This window comes from Algoriphagus machipongonensis, from assembly GCF_000166275.1.
Lineage (GTDB): Bacteria > Bacteroidota > Bacteroidia > Cytophagales > Cyclobacteriaceae > Algoriphagus > Algoriphagus machipongonensis.
The window spans coordinates 3,589,858-3,612,737 of sequence record NZ_CM001023.1 but is presented as its reverse complement, the minus strand read 5'-3'; the positions used below and the strand labels follow the sequence as shown (position 1 = coordinate 3,612,737).

General features: G+C 37.9%; 19 protein-coding genes. 13 read left to right on the top strand and 6 right to left on the bottom strand.

Features of this window, described 5'->3' with window-relative positions; all coding sequences use genetic code 11:
* Positions 1 to 5 precede the first annotated feature (5 nt).
* The 8 genes from ALPR1_RS15180 to ALPR1_RS15145 all read left to right on the top strand — a co-directional run bounded on the left by ALPR1_RS15180 (position 6) and on the right by ALPR1_RS15145 (position 7,911).
* A complete protein-coding gene (locus ALPR1_RS15180) occupies positions 6 to 881 on the top strand; it encodes a hypothetical protein (RefSeq protein WP_008201995.1) in 876 nt (291 codons plus the stop codon).
* Positions 878 to 2,230: a glycosyltransferase 87 family protein gene (locus tag ALPR1_RS15175; protein WP_008201994.1), complete on the top strand. Its 1,353-nt coding sequence runs from the start codon at positions 878 to 880 to the stop codon at positions 2,228 to 2,230. The genes ALPR1_RS15180 and ALPR1_RS15175 overlap by 4 nt, the downstream gene beginning before the upstream one ends.
* Positions 2,223 to 2,963, top strand: coding sequence for a DUF6503 family protein (locus tag ALPR1_RS15170; protein WP_008201993.1), 741 nt, complete (start codon positions 2,223 to 2,225; stop codon positions 2,961 to 2,963). The genes ALPR1_RS15175 and ALPR1_RS15170 overlap by 8 nt, the downstream gene beginning before the upstream one ends.
* 20 nt (positions 2,964 to 2,983) lie before the next feature.
* Entirely contained in the window at positions 2,984 to 3,733 is a 750-nt protein-coding gene (locus ALPR1_RS15165; protein WP_008201992.1) for a DUF6503 family protein, read from the top strand.
* A gap of 5 nt (positions 3,734 to 3,738) precedes the next feature.
* Positions 3,739 to 4,959: a bifunctional alpha/beta hydrolase/OsmC family protein gene (locus tag ALPR1_RS15160; RefSeq protein WP_008201991.1), complete on the top strand. Its 1,221-nt coding sequence runs from the start codon at positions 3,739 to 3,741 to the stop codon at positions 4,957 to 4,959.
* Entirely contained in the window at positions 4,956 to 5,996 is a 1,041-nt protein-coding gene (locus ALPR1_RS15155; protein ID WP_040302897.1) for a glycoside hydrolase family 113, read from the top strand. Before ALPR1_RS15160 ends, ALPR1_RS15155 begins: the two co-directional genes overlap by 4 nt.
* A 177-nt stretch (positions 5,997 to 6,173) precedes the next feature.
* Positions 6,174 to 6,386 carry a YgaP family membrane protein gene (locus ALPR1_RS15150; protein WP_008201989.1) on the top strand — a complete coding sequence of 71 codons (213 nt, stop codon included), beginning with the start codon at positions 6,174 to 6,176 and terminating at the stop codon, positions 6,384 to 6,386.
* A 139-nt stretch (positions 6,387 to 6,525) separates the two neighbouring features.
* Positions 6,526 to 7,911 carry a Gfo/Idh/MocA family protein gene (locus tag ALPR1_RS15145; RefSeq protein WP_040303723.1) on the top strand — a complete coding sequence of 462 codons (1,386 nt, stop codon included), beginning with the start codon at positions 6,526 to 6,528 and terminating at the stop codon, positions 7,909 to 7,911.
* A gap of 70 nt (positions 7,912 to 7,981) precedes the next feature.
* Here the strand turns inward: ALPR1_RS15145 and ALPR1_RS15140 are convergent, their stop codons facing one another.
* The 3 genes from ALPR1_RS15140 to ALPR1_RS15130 are packed head-to-tail and all read right to left on the bottom strand — an operon-like array spanning position 7,982 to position 10,941.
* Positions 7,982 to 9,229, bottom strand: a complete 1,248-nt coding sequence (locus tag ALPR1_RS15140) for a DUF2264 domain-containing protein (RefSeq protein WP_008201985.1) — start codon at positions 9,227 to 9,229, stop codon at positions 7,982 to 7,984.
* Positions 9,230 to 9,242: 13 nt separating this feature from the next.
* Positions 9,243 to 10,103 carry a 3-keto-disaccharide hydrolase gene (locus tag ALPR1_RS15135; protein ID WP_008201984.1) on the bottom strand — a complete coding sequence of 287 codons (861 nt, stop codon included), beginning with the start codon at positions 10,101 to 10,103 and terminating at the stop codon, positions 9,243 to 9,245.
* A 1-nt stretch (position 10,104) separates the two neighbouring features.
* Entirely contained in the window at positions 10,105 to 10,941 is an 837-nt protein-coding gene (locus ALPR1_RS15130) for an endonuclease/exonuclease/phosphatase family protein (protein ID WP_008201983.1), read from the bottom strand.
* Positions 10,942 to 11,140: 199 nt separating this feature from the next.
* On the opposite strand from ALPR1_RS15130, the gene ALPR1_RS15125 reads away from it, so the two are divergent.
* On the top strand, positions 11,141 to 12,742 hold the full coding sequence (locus tag ALPR1_RS15125; RefSeq protein WP_008201982.1) for an AsmA family protein: 1,602 nt from the start codon (positions 11,141 to 11,143) through the stop codon (positions 12,740 to 12,742).
* A gap of 19 nt (positions 12,743 to 12,761) precedes the next feature.
* On the opposite strand, the gene ALPR1_RS15120 is transcribed toward ALPR1_RS15125, so the two are convergent.
* Complete coding sequence (locus ALPR1_RS15120; RefSeq protein ID WP_008201981.1) at positions 12,762 to 13,376, bottom strand: FMN-binding negative transcriptional regulator; 615 nt, start codon at positions 13,374 to 13,376, stop codon at positions 12,762 to 12,764.
* Between the two features lie 97 nt (positions 13,377 to 13,473).
* On the opposite strand from ALPR1_RS15120, the gene ALPR1_RS15115 reads away from it, so the two are divergent.
* Entirely contained in the window at positions 13,474 to 15,735 is a 2,262-nt protein-coding gene (locus ALPR1_RS15115; RefSeq protein ID WP_008201980.1) for a helix-turn-helix domain-containing protein, read from the top strand.
* A 374-nt stretch (positions 15,736 to 16,109) separates the two neighbouring features.
* Positions 16,110 to 16,823 carry an NUDIX hydrolase gene (locus tag ALPR1_RS15110; RefSeq protein ID WP_008201979.1) on the top strand — a complete coding sequence of 238 codons (714 nt, stop codon included), beginning with the start codon at positions 16,110 to 16,112 and terminating at the stop codon, positions 16,821 to 16,823.
* Here ALPR1_RS15110 and ALPR1_RS15105 read toward each other — a convergent pair.
* Positions 16,820 to 17,905 (bottom strand): DUF4421 domain-containing protein, encoded by a 1,086-nt coding sequence (locus ALPR1_RS15105; RefSeq protein ID WP_008201978.1) that lies wholly within the window; start codon positions 17,903 to 17,905, stop codon positions 16,820 to 16,822. The genes ALPR1_RS15110 and ALPR1_RS15105 overlap by 4 nt on opposite strands.
* Positions 17,906 to 18,039: 134 nt before the next feature.
* On the bottom strand, positions 18,040 to 19,665 hold the full coding sequence (locus ALPR1_RS15100; RefSeq protein ID WP_008201976.1) for a M20/M25/M40 family metallo-hydrolase: 1,626 nt from the start codon (positions 19,663 to 19,665) through the stop codon (positions 18,040 to 18,042).
* Positions 19,666 to 19,816: 151 nt separating this feature from the next.
* Between ALPR1_RS15100 and ALPR1_RS15095 the strand changes: the two genes are divergently transcribed.
* Both ALPR1_RS15095 and ALPR1_RS15090 read left to right on the top strand, forming a co-directional pair.
* Complete coding sequence (locus ALPR1_RS15095; RefSeq protein ID WP_161599238.1) at positions 19,817 to 20,314, top strand: ECF-type sigma factor; 498 nt, start codon at positions 19,817 to 19,819, stop codon at positions 20,312 to 20,314.
* Between the two features lie 13 nt (positions 20,315 to 20,327).
* Positions 20,328 to 22,868, top strand: a complete 2,541-nt coding sequence (locus ALPR1_RS15090; RefSeq protein WP_008201972.1) for a serine/threonine-protein kinase — start codon at positions 20,328 to 20,330, stop codon at positions 22,866 to 22,868.
* The last annotated feature ends 12 nt before the right edge of the window (positions 22,869 to 22,880 follow it).

Genomic DNA, 22,880 nt, shown 5'->3' with positions numbered 1-22,880 from the left:
ATTTGATGAAACAGATATTGCTGGCATTTACATTATTAATACTTGTGAGTTGTGAGGGAGGCTATAGATCAGGTGTGGACGAAGATCAATTCTCAGGCTATTGGTATCAAAATAAAGCCGAAATCAATGTGTTTGATTTGGAGCAATACCGTTATGGTGAAATGAGAGAAGGAACTGCCGTGATGATTTTTGTGACAGAAGATTTTTCTAAAAGAAACCAGGTGAAGTTGGATAATCCAGAGGAGGCAGGTGCTGATGCGAGAAAAGTGATGAAATTGAATATGACGCGTGAGTTTCTGACAGGAGTGTATCCCTACAACACCATGCTCTCGGTATTCACGCCTGTATATGATGATGAAAATGCCTTTAAAATTGTCGCCTCTGTAACTGAATGGTGTGGCCAGTCTTTTATTCAGATGAACTGGAAAAATGGATCTTATAAAGCTCAGCTGTTTTCCTATTTTGAATCAGAAGGAGATCAGGAATTAAAATTGGAAGGAGCTTCTGAAGACGAAATTTTTAATACCATCCGTCTAAATCCCAACCTTGTTCCAGAGGGAGATGTAAGGATCATACCCTCTCTGATTTTTCAGCGATTTTCACATATTCCTTTAAAGGTTGAGAGGGCCTCTATTTCAAAGCGTCGCTTAAGTGGAGATCATGAGGAATTGACGTTGGAGTATAAAACCATCAATAGGAAATTAGTCGTTCAGTATCAGAATTTTTTTCCGTTTGAGATTTTGAACTGGGAAGAAATCCAGACCAAAGCAGACGGGGAAATTGAGCGGACAATTGCGACTCGTAGAAGCAAGGAATTACTTGATTACTGGAACAGAAATAGCCTTGATGATGAGGAGCTGAGAAGGGCTCTAGGGCTGTGATTCCCACACAAAAGATTTTATGGAAAGTAGGCATATGGATTGGTCTACTTTTGGGAATTGCCTTATTAGGAATTACACCTAGAGAGGACTTTACAAGAACCTTCATCCTATTTACCGCAAGTTTTGCCTTGATGTGCCTTTATTACCAATGGACCTCAGGAAAGAAAAAGAGTATCATGTGGTGGTTTGTGGCAGGGTTGATCTTACGTTTCTCTCTTTTATTTACGATACCCCAATGGTCTGATGATTATGCCAGGTTTTTATGGGATGGCGAATTACTTTTGATGTGGCAAAATCCCTACATAGAAACACCAAATGAGTGGATTAATTCTAACTCAGAACTGGTAACCCCATTTTTGGAAGAGGTATTTGAAGTGATGAATTCACCTGACTATTACTCGGTTTATCCACCAAGTAATCAAGTGATCTTTGGAGTTGGGGCATTTTGGGGAAGTCAGAGTTTAATATTGGGTATAGGTATACTTAGAACCTTATTGATTTTTGGTGAAATTGGAGTATTTATCCTTTTGGTGAACTTACTTCGAAGTGTACAGGCCGATAGGAAAGTGATTTTACTTTACTGGTTTAACCCTTTAGTAATATTGGAATTGATTGGAAACTTACATTTCGAGGGGCTTGTATTGGTTATGCTTTTAGGTGCCCTTTGGGCTTTTGCAAGGCAGAGATATGCGATGTCAGGAGGTTTTTGGTCTATGGCAATTGGAATAAAAATTTTGCCTCTAATGTTGGCTCCGAGCTTAATTTTTAATGAAAAATTAAGAAAATCAATCCCTTTTTGGCTTGCCTCAGGCGCAGTTCTTTTTTTAGCATTTGGAACTTTGTTGATTGGGGATTCTTGGCAAAATTTAATGAAAAGTCTGCAGTTGTATCAGGGTAAATTTGAATTCAATGCCTCTGTTTACTATCTGTTTCGTGAGGTTGGTTATTGGATTAAAGGGTATAATACTATTGCTGTGTTGACCAAGATTTTAGGACTTTTGAGTGTGGGATTAATGATATTTATTTCCTGGAAAAAGAAGCCTGAATCCCTTTTGGGAATGGCGGAGGTTTGGACGATGATTTATCTCGTTTATTTATTATTCCAACCGGTTATTCACCCTTGGTATATTATTCCTGCCTTTGGATTAAGCCTGTTGACAAAAATTCGCTCATTGTTTTTCTGGTCAGGAACGGTCTTTTTGTCTTATCAGGCGTATAGCAATCCAAATTTTAAAGAAAACCCATATTTGTTATTGATAGAATATCTGATTTTAGGAATAGCTTTAACTGTGGATATTAAAAAGAGGAACCTTCATTTGTCAAAGAATAACCAACAGGAATATGTATAACCGATTTAGTTTTATTCTTATAGGTTTTGTGTTTTCAGCTCTTCTTTCTTGTAAACCGGAAAAGGAGCGAAAAGCGCATGAGGTAATCAAGAAAGCGATTAAAGCTCATGGAGGTCAAAAAACTTGGGGTCAACTAGAATTACTTAACTTCAAAAAGAAAACTACTCTATTTACAGAAGATGGAGGAGTGGAAAGTGAAATGATGCAGGATATTCAATTTAGATTAATACCTTATTTTGAAGGAAGTGTTTCTTGGGAAAACGATGGGTTAAAGCACCTTTTTACTTTTGATGGAGCTACTTCGTCCTATTTTGTTGGGGAAAATGCGGTTCAAAATCAAGATTTTTTAAATTCTAAGAAAAAGGATTTTGATGCACTTTTTTATGTGATAGCTCAGCCTTGGAAATTATTAGAAGAAGGTGCTTTGATGACTTATGAAGGTCAAAAAGTCATAGCTAGTGGTGTCAGTGCAGAAGTTGTTAAAGTGGATTATGGGCCTGAACAGGATCTTTGGTGGTATTATTTTGACCCTGTTACTTTTGAAATGCTAGGTAATGAGGTGCAATTATCGGATCACCGAAGTTTTGTGGAAAACAACTCCATGGTAAAAGAAAATCCTTTCTTGTTTTACGGCGAAAGAACCAGTTATCGCGTTGATGGGAAAGGAAATAAATTATATGTTCGAGCGAAATACGAATATTCAGATTTTGAAATATTATTAAAAGAAAATTAATCATCGCAATCCCTCTCTAAATGAAAATATCTACTGCAATCATCCTATTGGCTTTTGTGTTTGGAGCAATGTCTTGTGACACACGAACTGAAGCAGAGAAAATCGTGGATAAGGCCATAGAAGCCCATGGTGGTGAAAATTACAAAACTGCGAAAATTGAATTTGATTTTAGGGATATACACTATTCCATCTTTAAGAATTCCGAAAGATTTGACTATAGCAGGGAGATTTCCGATTCTCTTGGGCTGATAAAAGATGTTTTAAACAATAGCGGATTTCAACGTACGATCAATGGTGTGGAAATAGATACACTTTCGGAGGAGTGGATAGGGAAATATTCACGCTCGGTAAACTCTGTTGCCTATTTTGCTTATTTACCCTTTGGATTGAATGACCAAGCGGTTATTAAAGAGAATCTTGGAAAAACAGTTATTAAAGGGGAAGAATACCATTTGATAAAAGTGACTTTCGAAAAATCAGGTGGAGGAGAAGATTACGATGATGAGTTTTTGTATTGGTTTGGAACGGATGATTACCTCATGGATTACCTTGCTTACAGTTATCATACAGATGGTGGAGGAGTAAGGTTTAGAGAGGTTTCCTCTGTTAAGGAAGTTGGAGGTATCCGATTCCAAAATTATATTAACTTGAAGCCTGAGGATGAGAGTGTTTCTGTAGAAAAAATACAGGATTTATATCTTTCAGGTGATTTGGAAGTCCTTTCAGAAATCATTTTAGAAAATCTGAAAGTGGATGTATTGAAGGAATAAATCAGATGAATCCCAAAAAACTCACTTTTACAAACCGAAAGGATATCGAGCTTGCTGCACACTTGTATTTGCCGCTTGATCAAAGCCCTAAGTTCTTTGCGATATTTGCTCATTGTTTCACTTGTTCCCAGAATTTTTCTGCAGTAAGAAGAATCAGTACCTCATTATCTCAAAAAGGTATTGCGGTATTAAGTTTTGATTTTACTGGCTTGGGAAGGAGTGAAGGGGAATTTGAAGACAGTGATTTTTCGTCTAACATTTCAGATTTACTGGACGCATATGATTTTTTAGAGAAGGAATATGAAACTCCTAAAATGCTTGTTGGACATTCGCTTGGAGGAGCAGCAGTTTTATATGCGGGTTTTGAGTTAGATGAAATTCAGGCTATTGTGACAATTGGAGCTCCTGCTTTTCCTGGCCATGTTAAAAAATTGTTTAAGGAAGAGAGTATTTCAGAAATTGAAAAAAAAGGAAGTGCTGAAGTAGTTATTGGAGGAAGACCTTTTCGGGTTTCTAAGGAGTTTTTGGACGATTTGAACCAAAAACCACTAGAAAGCACTCTTAAAAATATTAAGAAATCACTTCTTTTCATTCATTCACCACAGGATGAAATTGTGGATATTAATAATGCAGCGGAGTTGTATCAAGCCGCTAGACATCCCAAAAGTTTTATTTCCTTAGATGGATCTGATCACATGCTTACCAAAGCTGAAGACAGTGAATATGTGGGAGAAGTAATTGCCAGCTGGAGCAAAAGGTATATCACTTTGGATGATGAAAATCAGCTCAATGATACGGAAGGGAATCAGGTGAAAGTCAGACTTTCCGGACCGAAATACACAACAGAAATCAAGACTCCTCATCATCATTTGATTGCTGATGAACCCTTGGAGGTAGGAGGAGAGAATTTGGGGCCAAACCCGTATGATTTTCTGATGGCTTCTTTGGGGAGTTGTACTGCAATGACTTTAAGAATGTATGCAGATAGGAAAAAATGGCCTCTAAAAGAGGTTTCTGTTTTCCTGAATCATGACAAAGTCCACCTGAAAGACAGCATTAACCCTACAGATAAAAAATCTAAAGTAAGCCGATTTACGAGGTTGATAGAGTTAGAAGGGGATTTAGATGAGGATCAGCGACATAGATTATTGGAAATATCGCATAGATGCCCAGTTCATCGTACATTAGAGGAAGAGATTGTAATTCAAACACTTCTGAAAAAATGATAAAACCTTGGTACACTAGATATTTGTTGAGCTCGATCGCAATTTTTATTGTGCTCACAATGATTTGGTGGACAATACCAGAAGAGGAATTATTGGTGGTGACAGAAAAGTGGAAAGGCGTATGCTGGGTAGGTAGTCGATCACCTTTGGATGGGAGTGAGTTAAGAGCTTTAAAATCAACAGGAGCCAATGCTTTGTCACAGACTCCATTTGGTTGGCAAAGTGATGTGAATACCCCGGAAATTCGATGGGAAGTGGATGCCGAAAGGCAATGGTGGGGAGAGTCAGCCAAAGGGATTCAAACAACCCATGATTCTTCACAGGTATTAGGAATAATGAATATGCTGAAGCCTCATTTATGGGTAAGAGGAAGTTGGCCAGGAGAAATTGAGATGAAGAATGAGGATGACTGGGAGACTTGGTTTGATAATTATGAGCAGTTCATTTTGGATTATGCTAAACTGGCAGAAAGGCTTGAGATACCCATGCTTTGTATTGGTACAGAATTAGAGAAAACCTCTGACCGAGAAAATGATTGGAGAGCAATAATTGCAGAGGTCAGAAAAGTATATTCTGGAAAATTGGTTTATGCTGCTAATTTCACTGAGTATGAAAAAATCAAATTCTGGGATGATCTGGATTATATAGGGATTCAAGCTTATTTTCCCTTATCAAAAAAGCATAACCCTGACTTGAAAGAATTAAAAGCTGGTTGGAATAAGCAATTACCGGCAGTTGAAAAGATGGTTCGGAAATTCAAAAAGCCAGTTCTCTTTACTGAAATAGGCTATTGTAATACCGTAGATGCGGCCATTGAACCTTGGGTTTGGCCGAATGAGAGGAAGGAGATAGAGTTTTCTGAATCTGCACAGGCGCTATGTTATGAGGCATTTTTTGAATCAGTTTGGGATAAATCATGGATGGCTGGGGTGTATTTTTGGAAATGGTACCCCAATAGACATGACCGGGAGCCTGATTTTACCCCTCAGGGAAAAGAAGCAGAAAAAGTGATGGCTAAATATTTTTTAGCGAATTAATACTAGTCAACTGTTGATTTTATTTTTTCTGGATCAGAGGATAGTCATTCTTTGGTAGATAAGAATTTTCATGTTCTTGTGTGACAAATGTCATGGATTTCCCCGTGACTAGTCAATACATTTATTTCATCGATAAGGAGTTAGAAATAAATCTTTTTACAATAAACTTCAGAAATCATGAAAAGGAATATGGGAAATGCAGACAGAGTCATCCGTTTAGTCGTAGCAGCGATTTTGGTTGGGGTCTATTATTTAGGAGTATTTAATGACACTGTTGGGTATTTGCTTTTAGCAGTGGCAGCAATCTTTACTTTTACAAGCATAGTCAGCATCTGTCCCTTGTATGCCATTTTTGGTATAAAAACCTGCTCTAGAACTTCGGCTAAATGAGTATATAGATTCATTGCAGGGAGAAAAAAGGTAGACTATTTGGTTATTTTGGTAGGGTGAATTCACCGTTCCTACCCTAAAGCGTTGAATTTTTTAATTTTTGCCTTAGTATTGAGTATTAATGACAAATACAGCCAAAATGAAGAATAATCAAAGAAGAGAATTTTTAAAAGCGACTGGATTAGCCGGACTAGGTTTCATGGGAGCAGGGTCAGTTTTCGGCCAGGATACCGAGAAACTTCCCGAAGCAATCAGAAAATACAATGGAGGTCCACAGGTCTTTAATATGTCTGGATATGCTGCCCCTAAATTGGAAACTGTGAGAGTAGGGATAGTAGGCTTGGGGATGAGAGGCCCTGGAGCTGTCAATAGATTGAGTAAAATTGAAGGAGTAGAAATAAAGGCTTTATGCGATCTCATGCCAGAGAGAGTAGAAAAAGCCAAAGAAATGCTCAAGGACACTTCACACAAGCCAGATGGATATTCTGGAAATTCTTATTCTTGGAAAGAAATGTTCGAAAGACCAGATCTTGATTTAATATACATTGCTACTCCATGGGAATGGCATACTCCAATGGCTGTATATGCGATGGAAGCTGGTAAGCATGCCGCTTGTGAAGTTCCAATCGCTAGAACCCTTGACGAAACTTGGCAGCTAGTTGAGACATCAGAGCGTACCAAAAAGCATTGTATGCAATTAGAGAATTGCTGCTATGACTTTTTTGAGTTGATGACTTTAAAGATGGCTCGAGAAGGATACTTTGGAGAAGTATTGCATGTCGAAGGAGCTTATATTCACGATTTATTATCACTTAACTTCAATAAGGAAGGTTATCAAGGAATGTGGAGGCTAAAGGAGAATTATCGAAATGGTAATTTATATCCTACTCATGGCTTAGGACCTATTTGTCAAATTTTAAATATTAATAGAGGAGATCAAATGGATTATTTGACCTCTGTATCTTCCGATGATTTCTCCATGGCTAAGACTGCACAGGAGTTAGCTGAGCAGGATAATTTCTTTGGCCAATTTGCTCAGAAGAAGTTTAGGGGAAATATGAATACCACGGTGGTGAAAACGAAGCAAGGGAAAACCATTATGATTCAACATGATGTTTCTAGCCCTAGACCTTATTCAAGACTTCATGTAGTAAGTGGAACGGAAGGTTATGCCCAGAAGTACCCTACTCCTAAAGTGGCAAGAGGCCATGGCTGGTTAAAAGATGAGGAATTTAAAGACCTTGAGACAAAATATACCCCGGAAATTGTTCAAAAAGTAGGGGAATTAGCGAAAGAAGTTGGAGGACATGGAGGCATGGACTTTATCATGGACTGGAGATTAATTGATTGTCTTAGAAATGGTCTTCCATTGGATCAAGACGTGTATGATGCAGCTTTATGGAGCAGTATTTCACCATTAAGTGAGTGGTCTGTTGCCAATAGATCTAACTCGATCGATGTGCCTGATTTTACCAGAGGAAGCTGGAAAAACAATAAGCCTGTTCCAATCACTTTGAGAGGATAAGCCTAAGAAATAAGAGAAAAAAAGCCCGCTGGAAATTAAATTCTAGCGGGCTTTTTCATTTTCCTCGTAATTACTTCAAGGCTGAATCTCTTTCCATATCCTCTCCATTCCAAATTTTCACACTGGTCCAGTCTTCCGCTTGAGCGGTCCAAAAGTCATGATTTGCGGGTAGGCCCAATGGTAAAAAACCAAGGGAACATAAATACAAGCTACCAGTACTTATATAAGGTTCAGCTAAGCCTGGTTGATGCCCTGCTAATCCCAGTTGGAGCCATCCATTTTCATCAAAAGTACCTTTGGCTGAAAACAATTTGCTATAGACTGCGGTCAAGGCCGAACGAACCTGGCCATTGGTGATTTCTTCAGGTAAGGATTCTTTAAGAACAACTTCAGCTAAAGGTTGGAATGCTCCAGATCTATAGCAAATCGATCTTCCTATAGCAGGATAAGTGCCTTCTGGAGAAATCAACATTTCTAGTTGTCTTGAATACCTTTGCATCCTCGTTTTGGCTTTCTCCAAATCAGAGGTGTAGGATTTGCGAATTGTGACGGCTATTTCTAGCACTTGGATAAGCATAGGTTGGATAACGTAGGAGTTATAATAGTCTAAATGAAATTCAGACCCGTCCCCATACCAGCCGTCCCCGGCATACCATTCCATATGCTTTTTGATGGCAAAGTCCATCCTCATCAAATCCCCTTGCTCACCTACAGAAAATAAGAATGCATCGATCATAGCCCCAAACAATATCCAATTATTGTAATAAGGTAAAATGGCAAGTTTCTGAGCAATGAGTTCTTTGACCAATCTTGCCTTTGTCTCAGCATCTAAAGGCTCCCAAAGTTGTTTTGGAGCTCGCATTATTCCATGAACTAAAAACGCTCCATCAACGAGTGGTTGAGCTCCTTTGGTCCAGTTGATATAATCAGGAGAATCAGGATCCACTGAGTGTTTGATGCTCAATAGTGCTTTCTCACGCAATTCTTTTTGCATTTCAGCTTCCTCACCTGTCACTCCTTCGAGTTCAAGCCAGGGAGCTAGACCAGCCAATAACCTTCCTATCGCCTCGAGGTAGGTTACTTCATCTCTACCACCGTATGCATTCTCAGGTACTTCCACAGGCATCAAGGTTGTGAGTTTGCCTTGAGACATGGCATCCAACACAGGGTGAGATATTTTATAAAGTAGGTTTAACCAAGTTTGACGATCGTTCCCGGCTACTTTTTTTATAGTATTTCCTGAAGATTGTGCGGAAATACCCATAGCTGCTCCTAAAGCAGGAACTGTTTTGATAAAATCTCTTCTGTTAAAAGTCATTCAATAGGTGATTTTATTTTGAATCAGAAAGAAGTGTTATTACAGCCTCATTCAATTTTTCGTCTTGCCCTATTAGATCATCTATTTCTACAATAGATACTTTTCTAAAATCAATTGGGTGGCTCTCACTTTGAAGAGAAATAAAACCTTCTTTCAGAAGTTTACCATCAATTTTGACTGCAGGATCAGAAGGGTTGACATTACCGCCACCAATCTGAGGTTTATTGTAACTGAAGACTGTGTCTAAGCCCACCATGTGGTGAATGGCAGAATCACCTAAGACAACAAAATTAGCTGTTACCCATTGATCTCCAGCATATGTTTTAGAAGAAGAGTTTATACAATGAGGGGTGAAAAGCGTGTCTGCTAAAACTACATTCGTTCCAGGTGTACATAAGTTGCAAGTACTTCTTTCATCAGTTCCATTTCCACCCAAAAATTGTGCTTCCACAGAAATTGGGAAATCCTGGTCTTTCAACATTGTTCTTGGATCCTGGCCATGTAGCATGGCTCCACTGTTTCTCCAAGCCCATCCTTCACCTCCGTTGGCTTGCTCACCTACAAAACGGTATTGGACCTGTAAAACATAGTTAGAAAATGCTTCATCATAAAAGATGTGGCCGTATTGACGATCAAACTCATCATACTCGTCATACCTAACCTGCATCATACCATCTGCCACTCTGAAAGTATTGCCGAAATTCTCATTTACCTCATGTTTGCTGATTTTGACTACCCAGTTTTCTAGATCATTTCCATTGAAAAGCTCTCTCCATTCTAATTTTGGAGTTACTTCTTCATTGGAGCTTTCTGAGCCTGAGCTACAGGCGAAAAGTACAAGGCTACATAAAACAAGGAGGGTTAGATTTTTCATATTATTTAAATTTTAAAGTGACTAAAACGGGGTAATGATCAGAAAATGGGACATCAAGAACCTGATAGCTTTCTAGCGTGAATTTACTAGGGTCAAACCAAACATAATCGATTCGAGGGCCATCTTTTAAAGATCCAAAAGTCGGCGAATAGGGTGTTGGGTCTGAACCTGCGTCTTTCCATGTTCCGATTATACTTCGGTAAGCTTCAGAGTCAGGTCTTAGGTTCAGGTCTCCAGCCCAAATAACAGGCAAATTCGATTGGCCTGCTACTTTACTTATTTCTTTGACTTGGGCTATTCTATTTTCTTCAAATTCATGACAGAAATGGGTTCCAGCAATAGCAATCTTCTTGTCATTCGACAATTTAAATTCTGCCCAAGCCGCAGCTCTAGGCTCTCCACCATGAGGGATAGGAAGGTTTTGAGTGCTGAAAATAGCTTCTCCTTTGACTAATAAGCCTTCTCCATATCCTCCTTCTGCATAGTCCATTGCTTTTGCAAAATACCCTGAGTATCCAGTCAATTTAGCCAATTCCTGAACCAAATCTACTTTTTTACCATAAACTCCAGCAGTACGAGTGGTCATGCTATCTACTTCTTGCATGGCTACTACATCAGGAGAATATTGAAGGATTAAAGCAGCAATTTCATCCAGATTACTAGTGCCTCTATTTGCTGGATCTTCCCCATGGTAAATGTTGTAGGTCAAAACGGTAATTGTATTTGTATCCTTTTGGGCTAGTGCTATTGTGATGCTACTAAAAAAGAAAAGTAACAAGAATAGGTGCTTTGAAACTGAATTCATTTCTATTTCTATAGTGAAAATTGATTTTATCATGAAAGGTAAGTAAGCCAAACTCAAAAATGGCCTTTTCCTTGGTGAATGGTCAATTTTAAAGGATGAGAGAAGTCTGATTTTTACATTATTCTAAATTTTCCATGCTAATAAATATACTTCACAAAAATACTTCAATCGATTTGATGGTTGGAAGAAGAATTGGAATAGAAAAACCTATATTTCCTTCAAATAATCATCTATGAAGAAGTTTGGGTTAATTGTCTTAATCCTTTTGATAACAGGAGTGGCAGGTACCTTTTTTTTAGAGAATTGGCTGACACATCGAATTCCTGAAACGGTCAATTCAAATCCAGACCGAGATTATGATTTGGTTTTTGATGATATTGATATTCAGCTTTTTAAAAGGAGAGTAGTAATTCGGGATATTTTGATGAATCCAATGAATGATTCTCTTTCCTCTAAAGTCAATGGTTCTTTGAGAAGCATTAGGATGTCCGGGGTGAATTTATGGAAGTTGATTTTTGAAGATAAGCTTGAAATTGATGAGCTGAAGATTATCGAACCAGCATTTCGCCTGATTCAAAGGGAAAAAGGAAGCCATGGTCAAAATAGCTCTCAAGCTTTTCAATTGATTTTTCAGGATATAATATCTAGGGGAGAAATCAAACATTTTGTTCTTGAAAAAGGAACTGCAGAAATGTTTGTGGAATCCGATAGTCTTTTTCGATTTGGACATTTTACAGACTTAAACATAAAAGCCGATGGCTTAGAATCTGATTCTATAATAATCAAACAAGCAGTGCCTTTTAAGTTGGCAAGCTTAGAGGCAAGCATAAAAAATGTTCAGATACAAATAGATTCAGAGCAGGAATTTAACGTCGAATCTATTGACTATAAATCCTTAAATAATGAGATTCTTTTCGAGGGAATTTCCCTGAAATTTAAGGAGGGAATAGATGCTGCAGTCCAAAATGCAGCATATCAACAGGACCTAATTGAATTAGATATTCAGACAGTAAAACTGGGGCATATTGATACAGAAAGTAGCATCTATGGGGACTGGTCTGTAAAAGCAGGGTTATTAACTGTAGACAGCTTGGTTTTGGTAGATCTTCGAGATAAAAATAAACCCCGACCCGATGAGCCAGTTAAACCTATGTTTGAGGGAATGGTCGAAAAAATTCCTTTTCCGCTTTATCTGGATACAGTATCGATCAGGAATTCAAAAATAGTTTATAAGGAAATTAAAGATGGAAATTCGGAACCAGCTAGTTTAGAATTTAGTAGTGTTTCGGGTGATATTTATAACATGATTTCTAAGGATTCGCTTCAACTTGATAAGACGATGGAGATCCATGCCAACGCAATATTCAATGAGGAAGCCGAAGTTGGGATGGATGTTTATGTGCCTTTTGGAAATGAAACTTTTGAATTAAATGCATTTATAAAGGCCTTTGAGCTACCGAGGATCAACCAAACATTGATTCAAATGGCGAATATAAGAGTTGAATCAGGGAGTGTACTGGGCTTAAATTTAAGTATGAAAGCCAATCAATATTCTTCACAAAATTCCTTGGCATTTGATTACCAAAACTTAAAAATTGAGGTTTTGGATCAAAATTCGACAGGGAATAAAAAGAAAGGTTTGATCTCCTCCGTGGCAAATTTACTTACTTCAAAAAATAATTTACCGGGAAGCAATAGCTACCAAACAGCGACATACCAGACTAAGAGAAATGTTTATCGAAGTCCTTTTAACCTGATTTGGGAATCAATCAAAGAGGGAGTGGAGGAAATTGTTCCTTCAGGATTAGCGAAAATTTTTGTTGGGAGTGATTGAGAAAGAATTTGGTCAAGTTCTATTTTCTGATCTTTTTCATTTCAGCAGCTACCTCTCGATCTAGAGGGTTTGAGCTAGCATCCAGATGATCAATCACTCGATCAAAATTCTCTTTATCTCTGTTTTGCGAAAGTTTTGAAGCAGCTTGAACTTCAGTAATTGTCATTTCTAATCCTACTAAGCCCTTTAATTGGCTATCAAGGTAGTTTTTACTCATTCCTTCCACAGAAACTCTGTTGGGTCTTCCTTCTTCAAATTTATCGACCAGTGATTTTAAGTGGTCTATTAAATCATGTCCAGTGATGATTTTTAAGGTACCTTGAATATGAACCGCTTGGTAATTCCAAGTAGGGACGTTTTCGTGGTTATACCAAGAAGATGAAATGTAAGCATGAGGGCCTTGGAATATTGCAAGGGCTTCTCCTTCAGCAATGTTTCTCCATTGTGGGTTTGCCTTAGCTATATGGCCGGTTAAAATGGTATCCCCCTGTTTATTTTTGGAAAGAATTAAGGGGATATGGGTTGCCCAAGGTTTCCCATCAGTCTGAGTCACAAGTGTTGCAAAGGAGTAATTCTTTATTAAATCGATAATAGCAGGTTCATTTTCCCACTTATTGAGAGGATGTATGTACATTTTCAAGTTAGTTTGTGCTTGAATTTATAAAAAGGAAAATTTGAAAATCGCCAAACATTCAGTTTTTTGGTAGAAAAAGTATTATTAGTTTAGTTATATGGATCAGCAGGCCACCGATAAACTTGACTACGCCGCAAGGTTTGTCAACAACACAGGAGCCCCAATTTTTTTAACAGGAAAAGCAGGGACAGGGAAGACCACATTTTTGAGGGATTTGGCAAAGCGTACCCATAAGAGGCATTTAATTTTGGCTCCAACAGGGATCGCAGCTTTGCATGCAAAAGGTGTGACCATTCATTCTCAGTTTTTATTGCCTATGGGAAGTTTTCTTCCGGTTAGTGAGCCCGAAGGGAATTATACCGATCAGTATGGCTTTTTTACACAGCACACTTTAGGAAGAAGACATCCTTTGAATCAGATTAGAAAAAGTGTGCTCAAGGCTGTAGAATTATTGGTAATTGATGAAGTAAGTATGCTTCGTGCTGATATTTTGGATGCTATCGATTATCGGATGAAGAGTGTCAAAAGGAACTTTAAGGAGCCTTTTGGTGGCGTTCAGCTGCTGATGATCGGAGATTTGTATCAATTGCCTCCCATTGTTAAAGATCATGAATGGCAAATACTGAATAGATTTTATGCTAGCATGCATTTTTTTGAGGCCAAGGCGCTTCATAATTCAGGAATGGTGTACTTGGAACTGGATAAGATTTTTAGACAACAGGATGATGTATTTATTGATGTTTTAAATCACTTCCGGGAAAATAAGGTGACCCAAAATGATGTTCAGATCCTAAACAGTCATTATAAGTCAGCGGAAGAAATCAAGAAGCTGGAAGAAGAATATATTACGATTACCACGCATAATTACAAGGCCGACCAGATCAATCAAAAAGAAATGGATAGTCTTTCCGAAAGCTCATTTTATTATGAGGCTGATGTGGAAGATGATTTTCCTGAAAATTTGTATCCCTTACCGAAGAAACTTGAGTTGAAAAAGGGAGCCCAAATCATGTTTGTTAAAAATGATAGTTCTGGAAACGGGAGTTATTTCAATGGGAAGATTGCCAAAATCATCCACCTTTCAAAAGAAGAGGTTTTGGTGGAAATGAAGGATACTGAGGAGGAGTTTACTTTAAGGAAAGAGGTTTGGGAGAACAAAAAATACGTTGTTAACCCCGATACAAAGGAATTAGAGGAAGACGTTGTAGGTACTTTTGCACAATTCCCTGTCAAGCTTGCTTGGGCTGTTACGGTACACAAAAGTCAGGGTTTAACCTTTGATCGAGCAATCGTAGATGTGGGGCAGGCTTTTGCTCCTGGGCAGGTTTACGTGGCTTTGAGTAGATTGAGGAGCTTAGATGGTTTGATTCTTAGAAGTAGAATCCAGTCTCATTTGGTTTACTCAGATCATCAAGTGGTAAACTTTACGCAGAGTGCTGGCAATCAAAGTTCGCTTCAGGAACTCCTGAGCCATCACCAGCGACAATACGTAGGCTCCCTAATTAACCGAACTTTTGATTTGTTGCCGATACTCAAAGAATTGGAAAGTTTTCAAAAAGAGCAAAGCAGCAGTTTGGAATTTGAGGATACTGAAATGCAAATAGCTATTCCAGAGGTATACCAGAAACTATCCTCTGAAGTTGGGAATACCGGAAAATTCCGAAGACAACTATTGTATCTCCTTCAAGAAAATGAAATGGAGCAATTGCAGGAAAGAATCACGAAGGGAGAGGAGTATTATAGTGAAATACTTACGGAATCGTTAAAAAGGATTTTATCTCAGGCAGGCTTGGTCGAACAGTTTTCCAGAACAAAGAAATATCTAGAAGGCTTAGAGGCGGTGGAAGAAAGTCTCCTTAGAAAATATTTGGATATCTGTAAGCTGGGAAAGATAATTGAGGCTATTTCTACAGGACAAGTACCTTCTAAAATGCAAGATTTAGAGGAGGATTTAATGGCAATGAGAAGGAAATTTATTCAACAAGCCAAGGAAAATGCAAAAGAAAAGCTCAAAGGAATTAAGTCAAAAACGGGTAGGAAGAAGAGTGGTACGTTAAAGCCTAAAAGACAAAAAGGGGATTCATTTGAAGTGACCTACATGTTGTATAAAGAAGGGAAAACAATTGATGAAATGGCAAGCGCTAGGAGTTTGGCTAAATCCACCATTAAAAGTCATTTGGCCCATGGCATCGAGACAGGAAGAATACAATTGGAAGACTGTTTAACGAAAGAGGTGATCGCTGAAATTAATGATCAATTAGAAAAACATTCGAGCATGTCCTCACTAAGGGAGCATTTTGATGGGAAGTATGATTACGGCACAATCAAGATGGTGATTGCTGGAAATAAAATTAACTAAAAACGGGAGCTTGTGGGCTCCCGTGGGTGTAAACAGCTCGCTATTTAATTTTTTGTAGCATCTGTTTATAAACTGATATATAGGTTGGTTGGTGGTCTCCTTTTAAATGGAGTACATATCAATTATTTAGTTTTTAGCGTTACAGAATCAACTTTTGCAAGCGCGAAATACATCTTTTGTTCGTTTTGAATGATAATCCATTGAGCTTTTAGCTGAAAATAGCGTTACGCTTACTGAAAAAGTAAGTGCAAAACATTAAAGTTATCATTGCTAAAAGTGTTTTCCATGGATTATTTATTGTATCGTTGCGAAACAATAGTAATTGCTTATTTTTGAAAATCCAATTCTAATAACTGTTTTTCCCATTTGAAATCATGGACCTTCCTAAGGGTGAGTATATCCCAAATCTTTCTTATGACTCTGTAATTTTCGGATTTTCAGGAGAAAAACTGAAAATTCTGATCTTAGAATATCATAACACAAAGAAGTTTGCTTTGCCTGGTGGATTCGTGCAGGTAGTTGAAAGCTTGGATGATGCTGTAAAGAGGGGGCTTTCAGAAAGAACCGGATTGGATAAAATTTTCTTACAACAGTTTCAAACTTTTGGATCAAAAGATCGACATGATTCAGAAACGATGCGTGAAATCCTTGAAAAACAAGGTCATTTTTTAGATTCTCACTGGATGCTGGATAGGTTTATTACCGTGGGGTATTATGCATTAATCAATTACGAAAATGTGACACCAAAACCTGATATGTTGTCGGATTCGATTGGATGGTATGATTATGATGACCTTCCTGATTTAATGATGGATCACAGAGAAATTGTAGATAAAGCCTTAGAGCATTTAAGGATTCATTTGGATCATAAACTTTTGAGCTTTAATCTATTACCTGAAAAGTTTACGATGAAAGAGTTGCAACAAGTTTATGAGGCTATTTTGGGAGAAAGCCTGAATAGAGCAAATTTTCAACGTAAAATGCTGAGTTTGGATATTTTGAAACGCCATGATAAGCTTTATACTGGAGGATCACATAAAGCACCTTTTTTATACAGCTTTAAGGAAAAAAACAACGCGATTGGTTAATTGATAATCGGAATTGATTCCACCGTTTTGCGAAGTTTTTCAGGAGCATTGAATCGATAGCCCACATGCAATTGCATGAAAACACGCCAGTTTTCATTGATTACAGACGTATTTGCTTGCCTATACCTTCTGTTTTCTGCGGTAACATAAAAACCGGAAAAAAACCTTTCACCATTGTAACCAATTCCTCCTCTAGCATCCCATTTAAAAACCCCATTCGTTTGGTTGCTATTGATGCGATCATTCATTGATCTGGTGGTGATTTTAGAGGCTAATAAACCATATCCAAGGGCTCCTCCTCCTGAAATGTAAAATTCCTTATTTAAGACATAGGTGTAATAGTATCCAGCATTGGCCAAAATTTCAAAATTTTTACTTTTCTGGGTGCTGTTCGTTGCCGTTAGCTCTTCTCTATTGTCTACAATGTAATATCTATAAGCTAGTGTTGGAATGAATGAGCCTACGCTTTTTAATTGGCGTTCTGTGCTCGTCATCAATGCTTTGGTGGAAAATTTCTCATTAAAACTATAGCCTGTTACTCCGCTGACGCTTCTGTAGTGGAGTTCAGGAAATTGAATATAAGGATCTCCCTCTTGCCAGGCAGGATCAAAATCCCCGGTGTTTTCTAAATAATATCCAGTGGTTCTTGTGTATTCTAGCTGCTGGAACCAATGCTTGAAATTCAAACCTGTCGAAAAGCCAACTCCCGTGGTTTTTCCTTTTTCAAAATCATCATTATTACTAGTATTAAATTGAGGAATGATATTGATGTTAAATGAGAGAAACCTATAATTCAAGTTTAATAAGAGCCTTAAATTCCCATTTGGGTAGATCTTAGTAGTACTGTTATTTGAGGTGACAGAAAAACGCTCATTATCATTTATAGTGGTGATTCTTCCAATCAGATAATTATCAAATTTTTCGATATATCCATCTTCTACGATTATTCCTTGATCTGCAGGAATTGTATCAGAAAGGCTTTTTTCACCTTCAAAATGATTTTTCTGTACAAGTTGTTGATAATAAGTATTACTAGTTTGCTCAAAACGCTCATTGTGAGGGTTAATGTTTTGTTCAGCCAATGAATTTTGGTTGACCTGTGCACGTAGGCAGAAGGGTATTCCTATTAAAAGAAAAAATAAATGGGCGGTTTTAAAGGTTTTCATAATCAGAGTAAAGGCTGTTTAGTAACAATTAATCTATGAATATCTATATTTTATTTAAATTCTAAAGCATTTTGAGTCGTTTGAGTGAGAATAGACATGACAGTAATAATTCCGTCTTTGTAATTCCCTAAGCGGATGTTCTCATTTGGACTATGTTGGTTATTATCTGCATTGACTGTAGGGATGGTCACTGCTGGGATGCCTAAAGCATCTACAAACGGGGAAATAGGAATGGATCCACCTGATATTCGTATCTGTACAGGTTCTTTTCCAAAAGCTCTATTCATGGAAGCTCTTAGCCATTTTCCTGCATCAGAGTCCATGGGAGTCCTAAATGCCTGATAAGAGATAATAAAATCTACTTTTACAATTTTAGGATACTTCATTCTTTCTTCATCTGTTGGATCTTGAGCAACAATATGAAAACCTTGATCTTCGATATGGTTTTTGATCAATCCAAACAGCCTCTCTGGGTCTGATTCAGGAACAAGTCTTACATCAATTTCTGCAATGGCAGTGGCAGGTACGATTGTTCGTGCTTCGCTGCCGACCCATGCAGATTCCAAACCTCTGATATTCAGTGAGGGATATTGAATACTTTCTTGATAAGTCTTACCCACTTGATCAGTTCTTCCAATGCCTAGTTTTTGCTGAATTGAATTTTCATCATCTGGCACTTTTGATAAAATCTCCTTTTCAGTTTGAGTTAGATTTATGCCATCATAATAGCCTGGGATAATTACCCTTCCATTTGCATCTTTCATAGAAGCCAAGAGCTGGGATAATAGCAATGCTGGATTTGGAGCGTAATTACCATAATGTCCGCTATGCTGCGGTACCCTCGGTCCATAGGTAGTGAGGGTCAAATCTGCTATGCCTCTTGCGCCATAGCTTAAAGTGGGCTCATTGCTGGTATGACGAGGACCATCCATGATCAGCATCATGTCAGATGCCAATAAGGATTTGTATTTTTTTACAGCTTCCGGAAGCTTTGGGGACCCCTTTTCTTCCTCAAAATCCAAAATCACTTTTATGTTAAAATCAGGGGAAATTCCTTCATCTTCTAAAGCATCCATACCTGTCAAAAACATAGCGAGGGGACCTTTGTCATCTGATGCGGATCTTGCAAAAATTCTCCAATCAGGATTATATTCAGATTTTAATCTGTCTTTAGAAATGGTAACCCAATTTCCCTGAGCATCTTGCTCCTTTAATTCAGGCGTGTAAGGATCCTCTTGATCCCATAAGCTTCTATCTACTGCTTGCCCATCCATATGGAAATAAAACAAAATGGTTTTTGTGGCTCCAAGAGATGACTTTTCTACGAGTAAAAGAGGTATGCCACCCGTCTCTAGCCTTTGAGTAGACCAATCTCGCTTTTTAAATTGCTCCTCAGACCATTTGATATTTAATTCGGCTTGTTCTGGGTAGAAAGCATCATTTGGGATGCTTACGATTTCTTGAAGAAGACTGATTCCGTGCTGCCAGTTTTTGTCAGTGAGCTGACTAAGCAAAGTTTGGTCTAGAGCTTGTGAATAACTTTTGAAACTAAGAAAGAGGGCAATAATTAGGTAAGTGTATTTCATCTCTTGAGGGTGAACAATGGAATTATGAAAATAGTAAAGTAAAATGGAAGAAGCATCTAAGGGACCTTTATTCAATAATTTCCCTTGCATTTTTATCTAATCGCTTAATAATAATTGAGTTACATTAGGTGTTTTTGGACAATAGGCTTATTTTAGAGCTGTATTTTTCTTTTACAGACACATTATTTTGTAGTTCAAAATGTATTCTCCAGCTTACAATTCTAGTACTAGTCAGTATTCTTTGATCAAAAATCAATTTTTATCTTGCTATGAGGAGTTAAGTCAACTTGCTCATCATAGACTGAGGTTTGAATATAATTCAAATACTTTAGATACTTCTGCCTTGGTTCATGAAGCCTATCTAAAAATGGATAAACATGAAAATGGGTTTCAGGATAAGAATCATTTTTTGGCGATTGCAGCGATTGTAATGAGGAGGTTTCTGGTTGATTATGCAAGGCAAAAACAACGAGTGAAAAGGGGAGGAGATCAGATTCAATTGACCTATGGGGCGATTTCAAATCCTGTCGTAACTACACCAGAGGAGGTCTTACATTTAAATGAGGCCTTGACAAGGTTAAAAGCCATCAATCATAGACATTGTAGAGTGGTGGAGTTTCATTTTTTCGGAGGATATAAACATGAAGAAATTGCTCAAATGATGGGGGTTTCAATCGACACAGTTCGTAGAGATTGGAGATTAGCAAAGGCTTGGTTGAGCAAAGAATTAAAGAATTAAATTTTTTAGAATCATGCGGAATGGAAAATGGGGTCAAGTTGAAAACCTTTTTCATAAACTGACTGAAGTTTCAGAGGTGGAAAAACAGAGAATCCTTTTTACAATTAAGGAAGAGGATAGTGAACTCCATGATCTTTTAATGGATTTGCTGGCATCAGATGAAAAAAGTCATCACATTTTTGCAGAATCTCCCAAAAATATTTTTGACAAACTAGATGATGAAGAAAGCCTTTTGGGAGAAAATGTAGGGTCATTTCAGCTGAAAAAAATTATTGGTAGTGGCGCTATGGGGACAGTTTTCTTAGCTGAAAGAAATGACGGGCAATTTGACCAAACAGTAGCGATTAAGTTATTAAAGCCTTTGATTTTAAACCCTGCAATGCAGGAGGTTTTTCAAAGAGAGCGTCAGATCCTGGCTAAATTAAATCATCCCAATATTGCTAGATTATATGACGGAGGATACTCGGAGACGAATCGTCCTTTTTTTACCATGGAATATGTGTCAGGAGATTACCTGTCTGATTACATTAAAAAAAAGAATGCTAGTTTAATTCAAAAGCTGGAATTGTTTCTTCAGGTTTGCAAAGCAGTTCAATATGCCCATCAATCATTAATAGTTCATTTAGATCTAAAGCCTCAAAATATCATCGTCAATGAGGAAGGTCAGGTGAAATTATTGGATTTTGGGGTGTCCAAGATTTTGGAAGATAGCGAGGAGGCGGCAGGAAGTTTTACTTTGGCCTATGCATCTCCTGAGCAGGTTCAGAGAACAAATGCAGGAACTGTTTCAGATGTTTATTCACTAGGAATTATCTTTTATGAAATTCTATTTGGAGCTCATCCCTATCAGGAATTTTTCAAAGAGCCTACCAAACTCAAAGAATCGATCCTATTGGGCGATAGCCCAAGTTTTAAAATCGAGGAATTGCCAAGGCAGGCTTTCTTGACTGATTTAGAAGCTATTTATGAAAAGGCAACAAAACTAAAGCCTGAAGATAGATATCAGTCGGTAGAGCTAATGATGAGGGATTTGCAATTATTTCTCAATGATTATCCAGTTTCTGTTCGACCTAGGACTTTAGCCTATTCAGGAAAAAAGTATTTAAAGCGGAATAGAGCCGCAGTCATGTCAATCTCTATCGCAATATTAATTTTAGTGGGAAGTGGTATTTTTTACACGGTAAGGCTGAGTCAAGAGCGGAATTTAGCCCAATCTGAGGCGAGGAGAGCAAATCAAATTACAGATCTACTTTCTGATGTTTTTATGGCTGCAGACCCAAATGTTGGTGGAGCAGATACGATTACTGCCATCCAGTTATTAAATCAAGGCTATGAGAACCTAGAAAAAAATTTAGGTGATGAGCCATATTTATATGCCTCGATGATTTCTAGACTTGCCCCTATATTTTTGAACTTAGGAGACTATGAAAAAGGAGAGGAGCTTACGAAGAAAGCCTATCAAATCAATCTGGGGCTTGAGGATGTGACTACAGAAACCTTGTCTGATAATGAGTCTCAAATGGCAGCCATGTATTACCTTAAAGGGGGCTATGATTCCTCTAAATTTTATTCTGAAAAAGCTATACAAAGGCTAAAAGAGGTAGGAGATCAAGAAAGTATGTTTTTGTCAAATGCATTGGTTGAATTGGGGAATGTTCTCTATGATTATGGCGAATTTGATAGGGCTGATTCTGTTTACCAAGCAGCATTTAATATAAGTAATAAGCATGTTAATCCTCCTCATATAGAATTGGCGTTTGAACTACATATGATAGGCGCAAATGCTAGGGAAAGAGGAGATTATGCCAAAGCGGAAAAATACTTGTTGGAAGCCTTAGAAATGAAAAAAGAGCTTTTTGAGGAGCCGCATTTGGAAATCGCCTATACCTATAATCATTTAGGTAGTCTGTACCAGTCCATGAAAAAAGATTCGATTGCTTTGGGTTATATAGAAAAGTCATTGGATCAACGGAAATCAATTCTTGGTGAATTTCATGTGGAGACTATGGCGAGTATGGCGAATTATGCAAGAACATTGGTAAAAATGGGTATGCCTAAAGATGCATTTCCCATCTATGAAAAGACCTTGGTAATCACAGATTCCCTCGTTGGTAAAAGCCACTATTATTATTGGGCGCTAACTGGCAGCTTAGGAAATGCACAATTTGAAGCGGGTGAATATGCCAAGGCAGGAGTAAATTATCAGATATCACATGAAAATTTTCAAAAAATATTGCCGGAGGGTGATCCTAGGTTAGCTTCTCCTTTGAATGGATTGGGGAAAGTGAAAATGAAAGAAAAAAACTATGCCTTGGCGAAGGAGTACTTCCTTGAAGCTCTTAAGATAAGAGAAGCAGCCTATCCAAATGGTCACCCACAAATAGCCCAAAGCCAACAAGCACTTGGAGAGTGCATGTTAGCTATTGGGGATTATTCTACCGCCATAGAATTTTTAGAACTGGCCTTAGAAAACTTTCAAAAGAATTCTGAGCCTTCCGAAAAAGAGATTTCGTCTATTCAATCTTCCCTTTTGGCGGCAAGAGAATCAATCTAGAATACCCTTGAC

Bases quoted from the DNA above. Each gene is read 5' to 3' on its own strand.
- ALPR1_RS15180 (WP_008201995.1), top strand. From the start codon at position 6: ATGAAACAGATATTGCTGGCATTTACATTATTAATACTTGTGAGTTGT.
- ALPR1_RS15170 (WP_008201993.1), top strand. From the start codon at position 2,223: ATGTATAACCGATTTAGTTTTATTCTTATAGGTTTTGTGTTTTCAGCT.
- ALPR1_RS15165 (WP_008201992.1), top strand. From the start codon at position 2,984: ATGAAAATATCTACTGCAATCATCCTATTGGCTTTTGTGTTTGGAGCA.
- ALPR1_RS15160 (WP_008201991.1), top strand. From the start codon at position 3,739: ATGAATCCCAAAAAACTCACTTTTACAAACCGAAAGGATATCGAGCTT.
- ALPR1_RS15155 (WP_040302897.1), top strand. From the start codon at position 4,956: ATGATAAAACCTTGGTACACTAGATATTTGTTGAGCTCGATCGCAATT.
- ALPR1_RS15150 (WP_008201989.1), top strand. From the start codon at position 6,174: ATGAAAAGGAATATGGGAAATGCAGACAGAGTCATCCGTTTAGTCGTA.
- ALPR1_RS15145 (WP_040303723.1), top strand. From the start codon at position 6,526: ATGAAGAATAATCAAAGAAGAGAATTTTTAAAAGCGACTGGATTAGCC.
- ALPR1_RS15140 (WP_008201985.1), bottom strand. From the start codon at position 9,229: ATGACTTTTAACAGAAGAGATTTTATCAAAACAGTTCCTGCTTTAGGA.
- ALPR1_RS15135 (WP_008201984.1), bottom strand. From the start codon at position 10,103: ATGAAAAATCTAACCCTCCTTGTTTTATGTAGCCTTGTACTTTTCGCC.
- ALPR1_RS15130 (WP_008201983.1), bottom strand. From the start codon at position 10,941: ATGATAAAATCAATTTTCACTATAGAAATAGAAATGAATTCAGTTTCA.
- ALPR1_RS15125 (WP_008201982.1), top strand. From the start codon at position 11,141: ATGAAGAAGTTTGGGTTAATTGTCTTAATCCTTTTGATAACAGGAGTG.
- ALPR1_RS15120 (WP_008201981.1), bottom strand. From the start codon at position 13,376: ATGTACATACATCCTCTCAATAAGTGGGAAAATGAACCTGCTATTATC.
- ALPR1_RS15115 (WP_008201980.1), top strand. From the start codon at position 13,474: ATGGATCAGCAGGCCACCGATAAACTTGACTACGCCGCAAGGTTTGTC.
- ALPR1_RS15110 (WP_008201979.1), top strand. From the start codon at position 16,110: ATGGACCTTCCTAAGGGTGAGTATATCCCAAATCTTTCTTATGACTCT.
- ALPR1_RS15100 (WP_008201976.1), bottom strand. From the start codon at position 19,665: ATGCAAGGGAAATTATTGAATAAAGGTCCCTTAGATGCTTCTTCCATT.
- ALPR1_RS15090 (WP_008201972.1), top strand. From the start codon at position 20,328: ATGCGGAATGGAAAATGGGGTCAAGTTGAAAACCTTTTTCATAAACTG.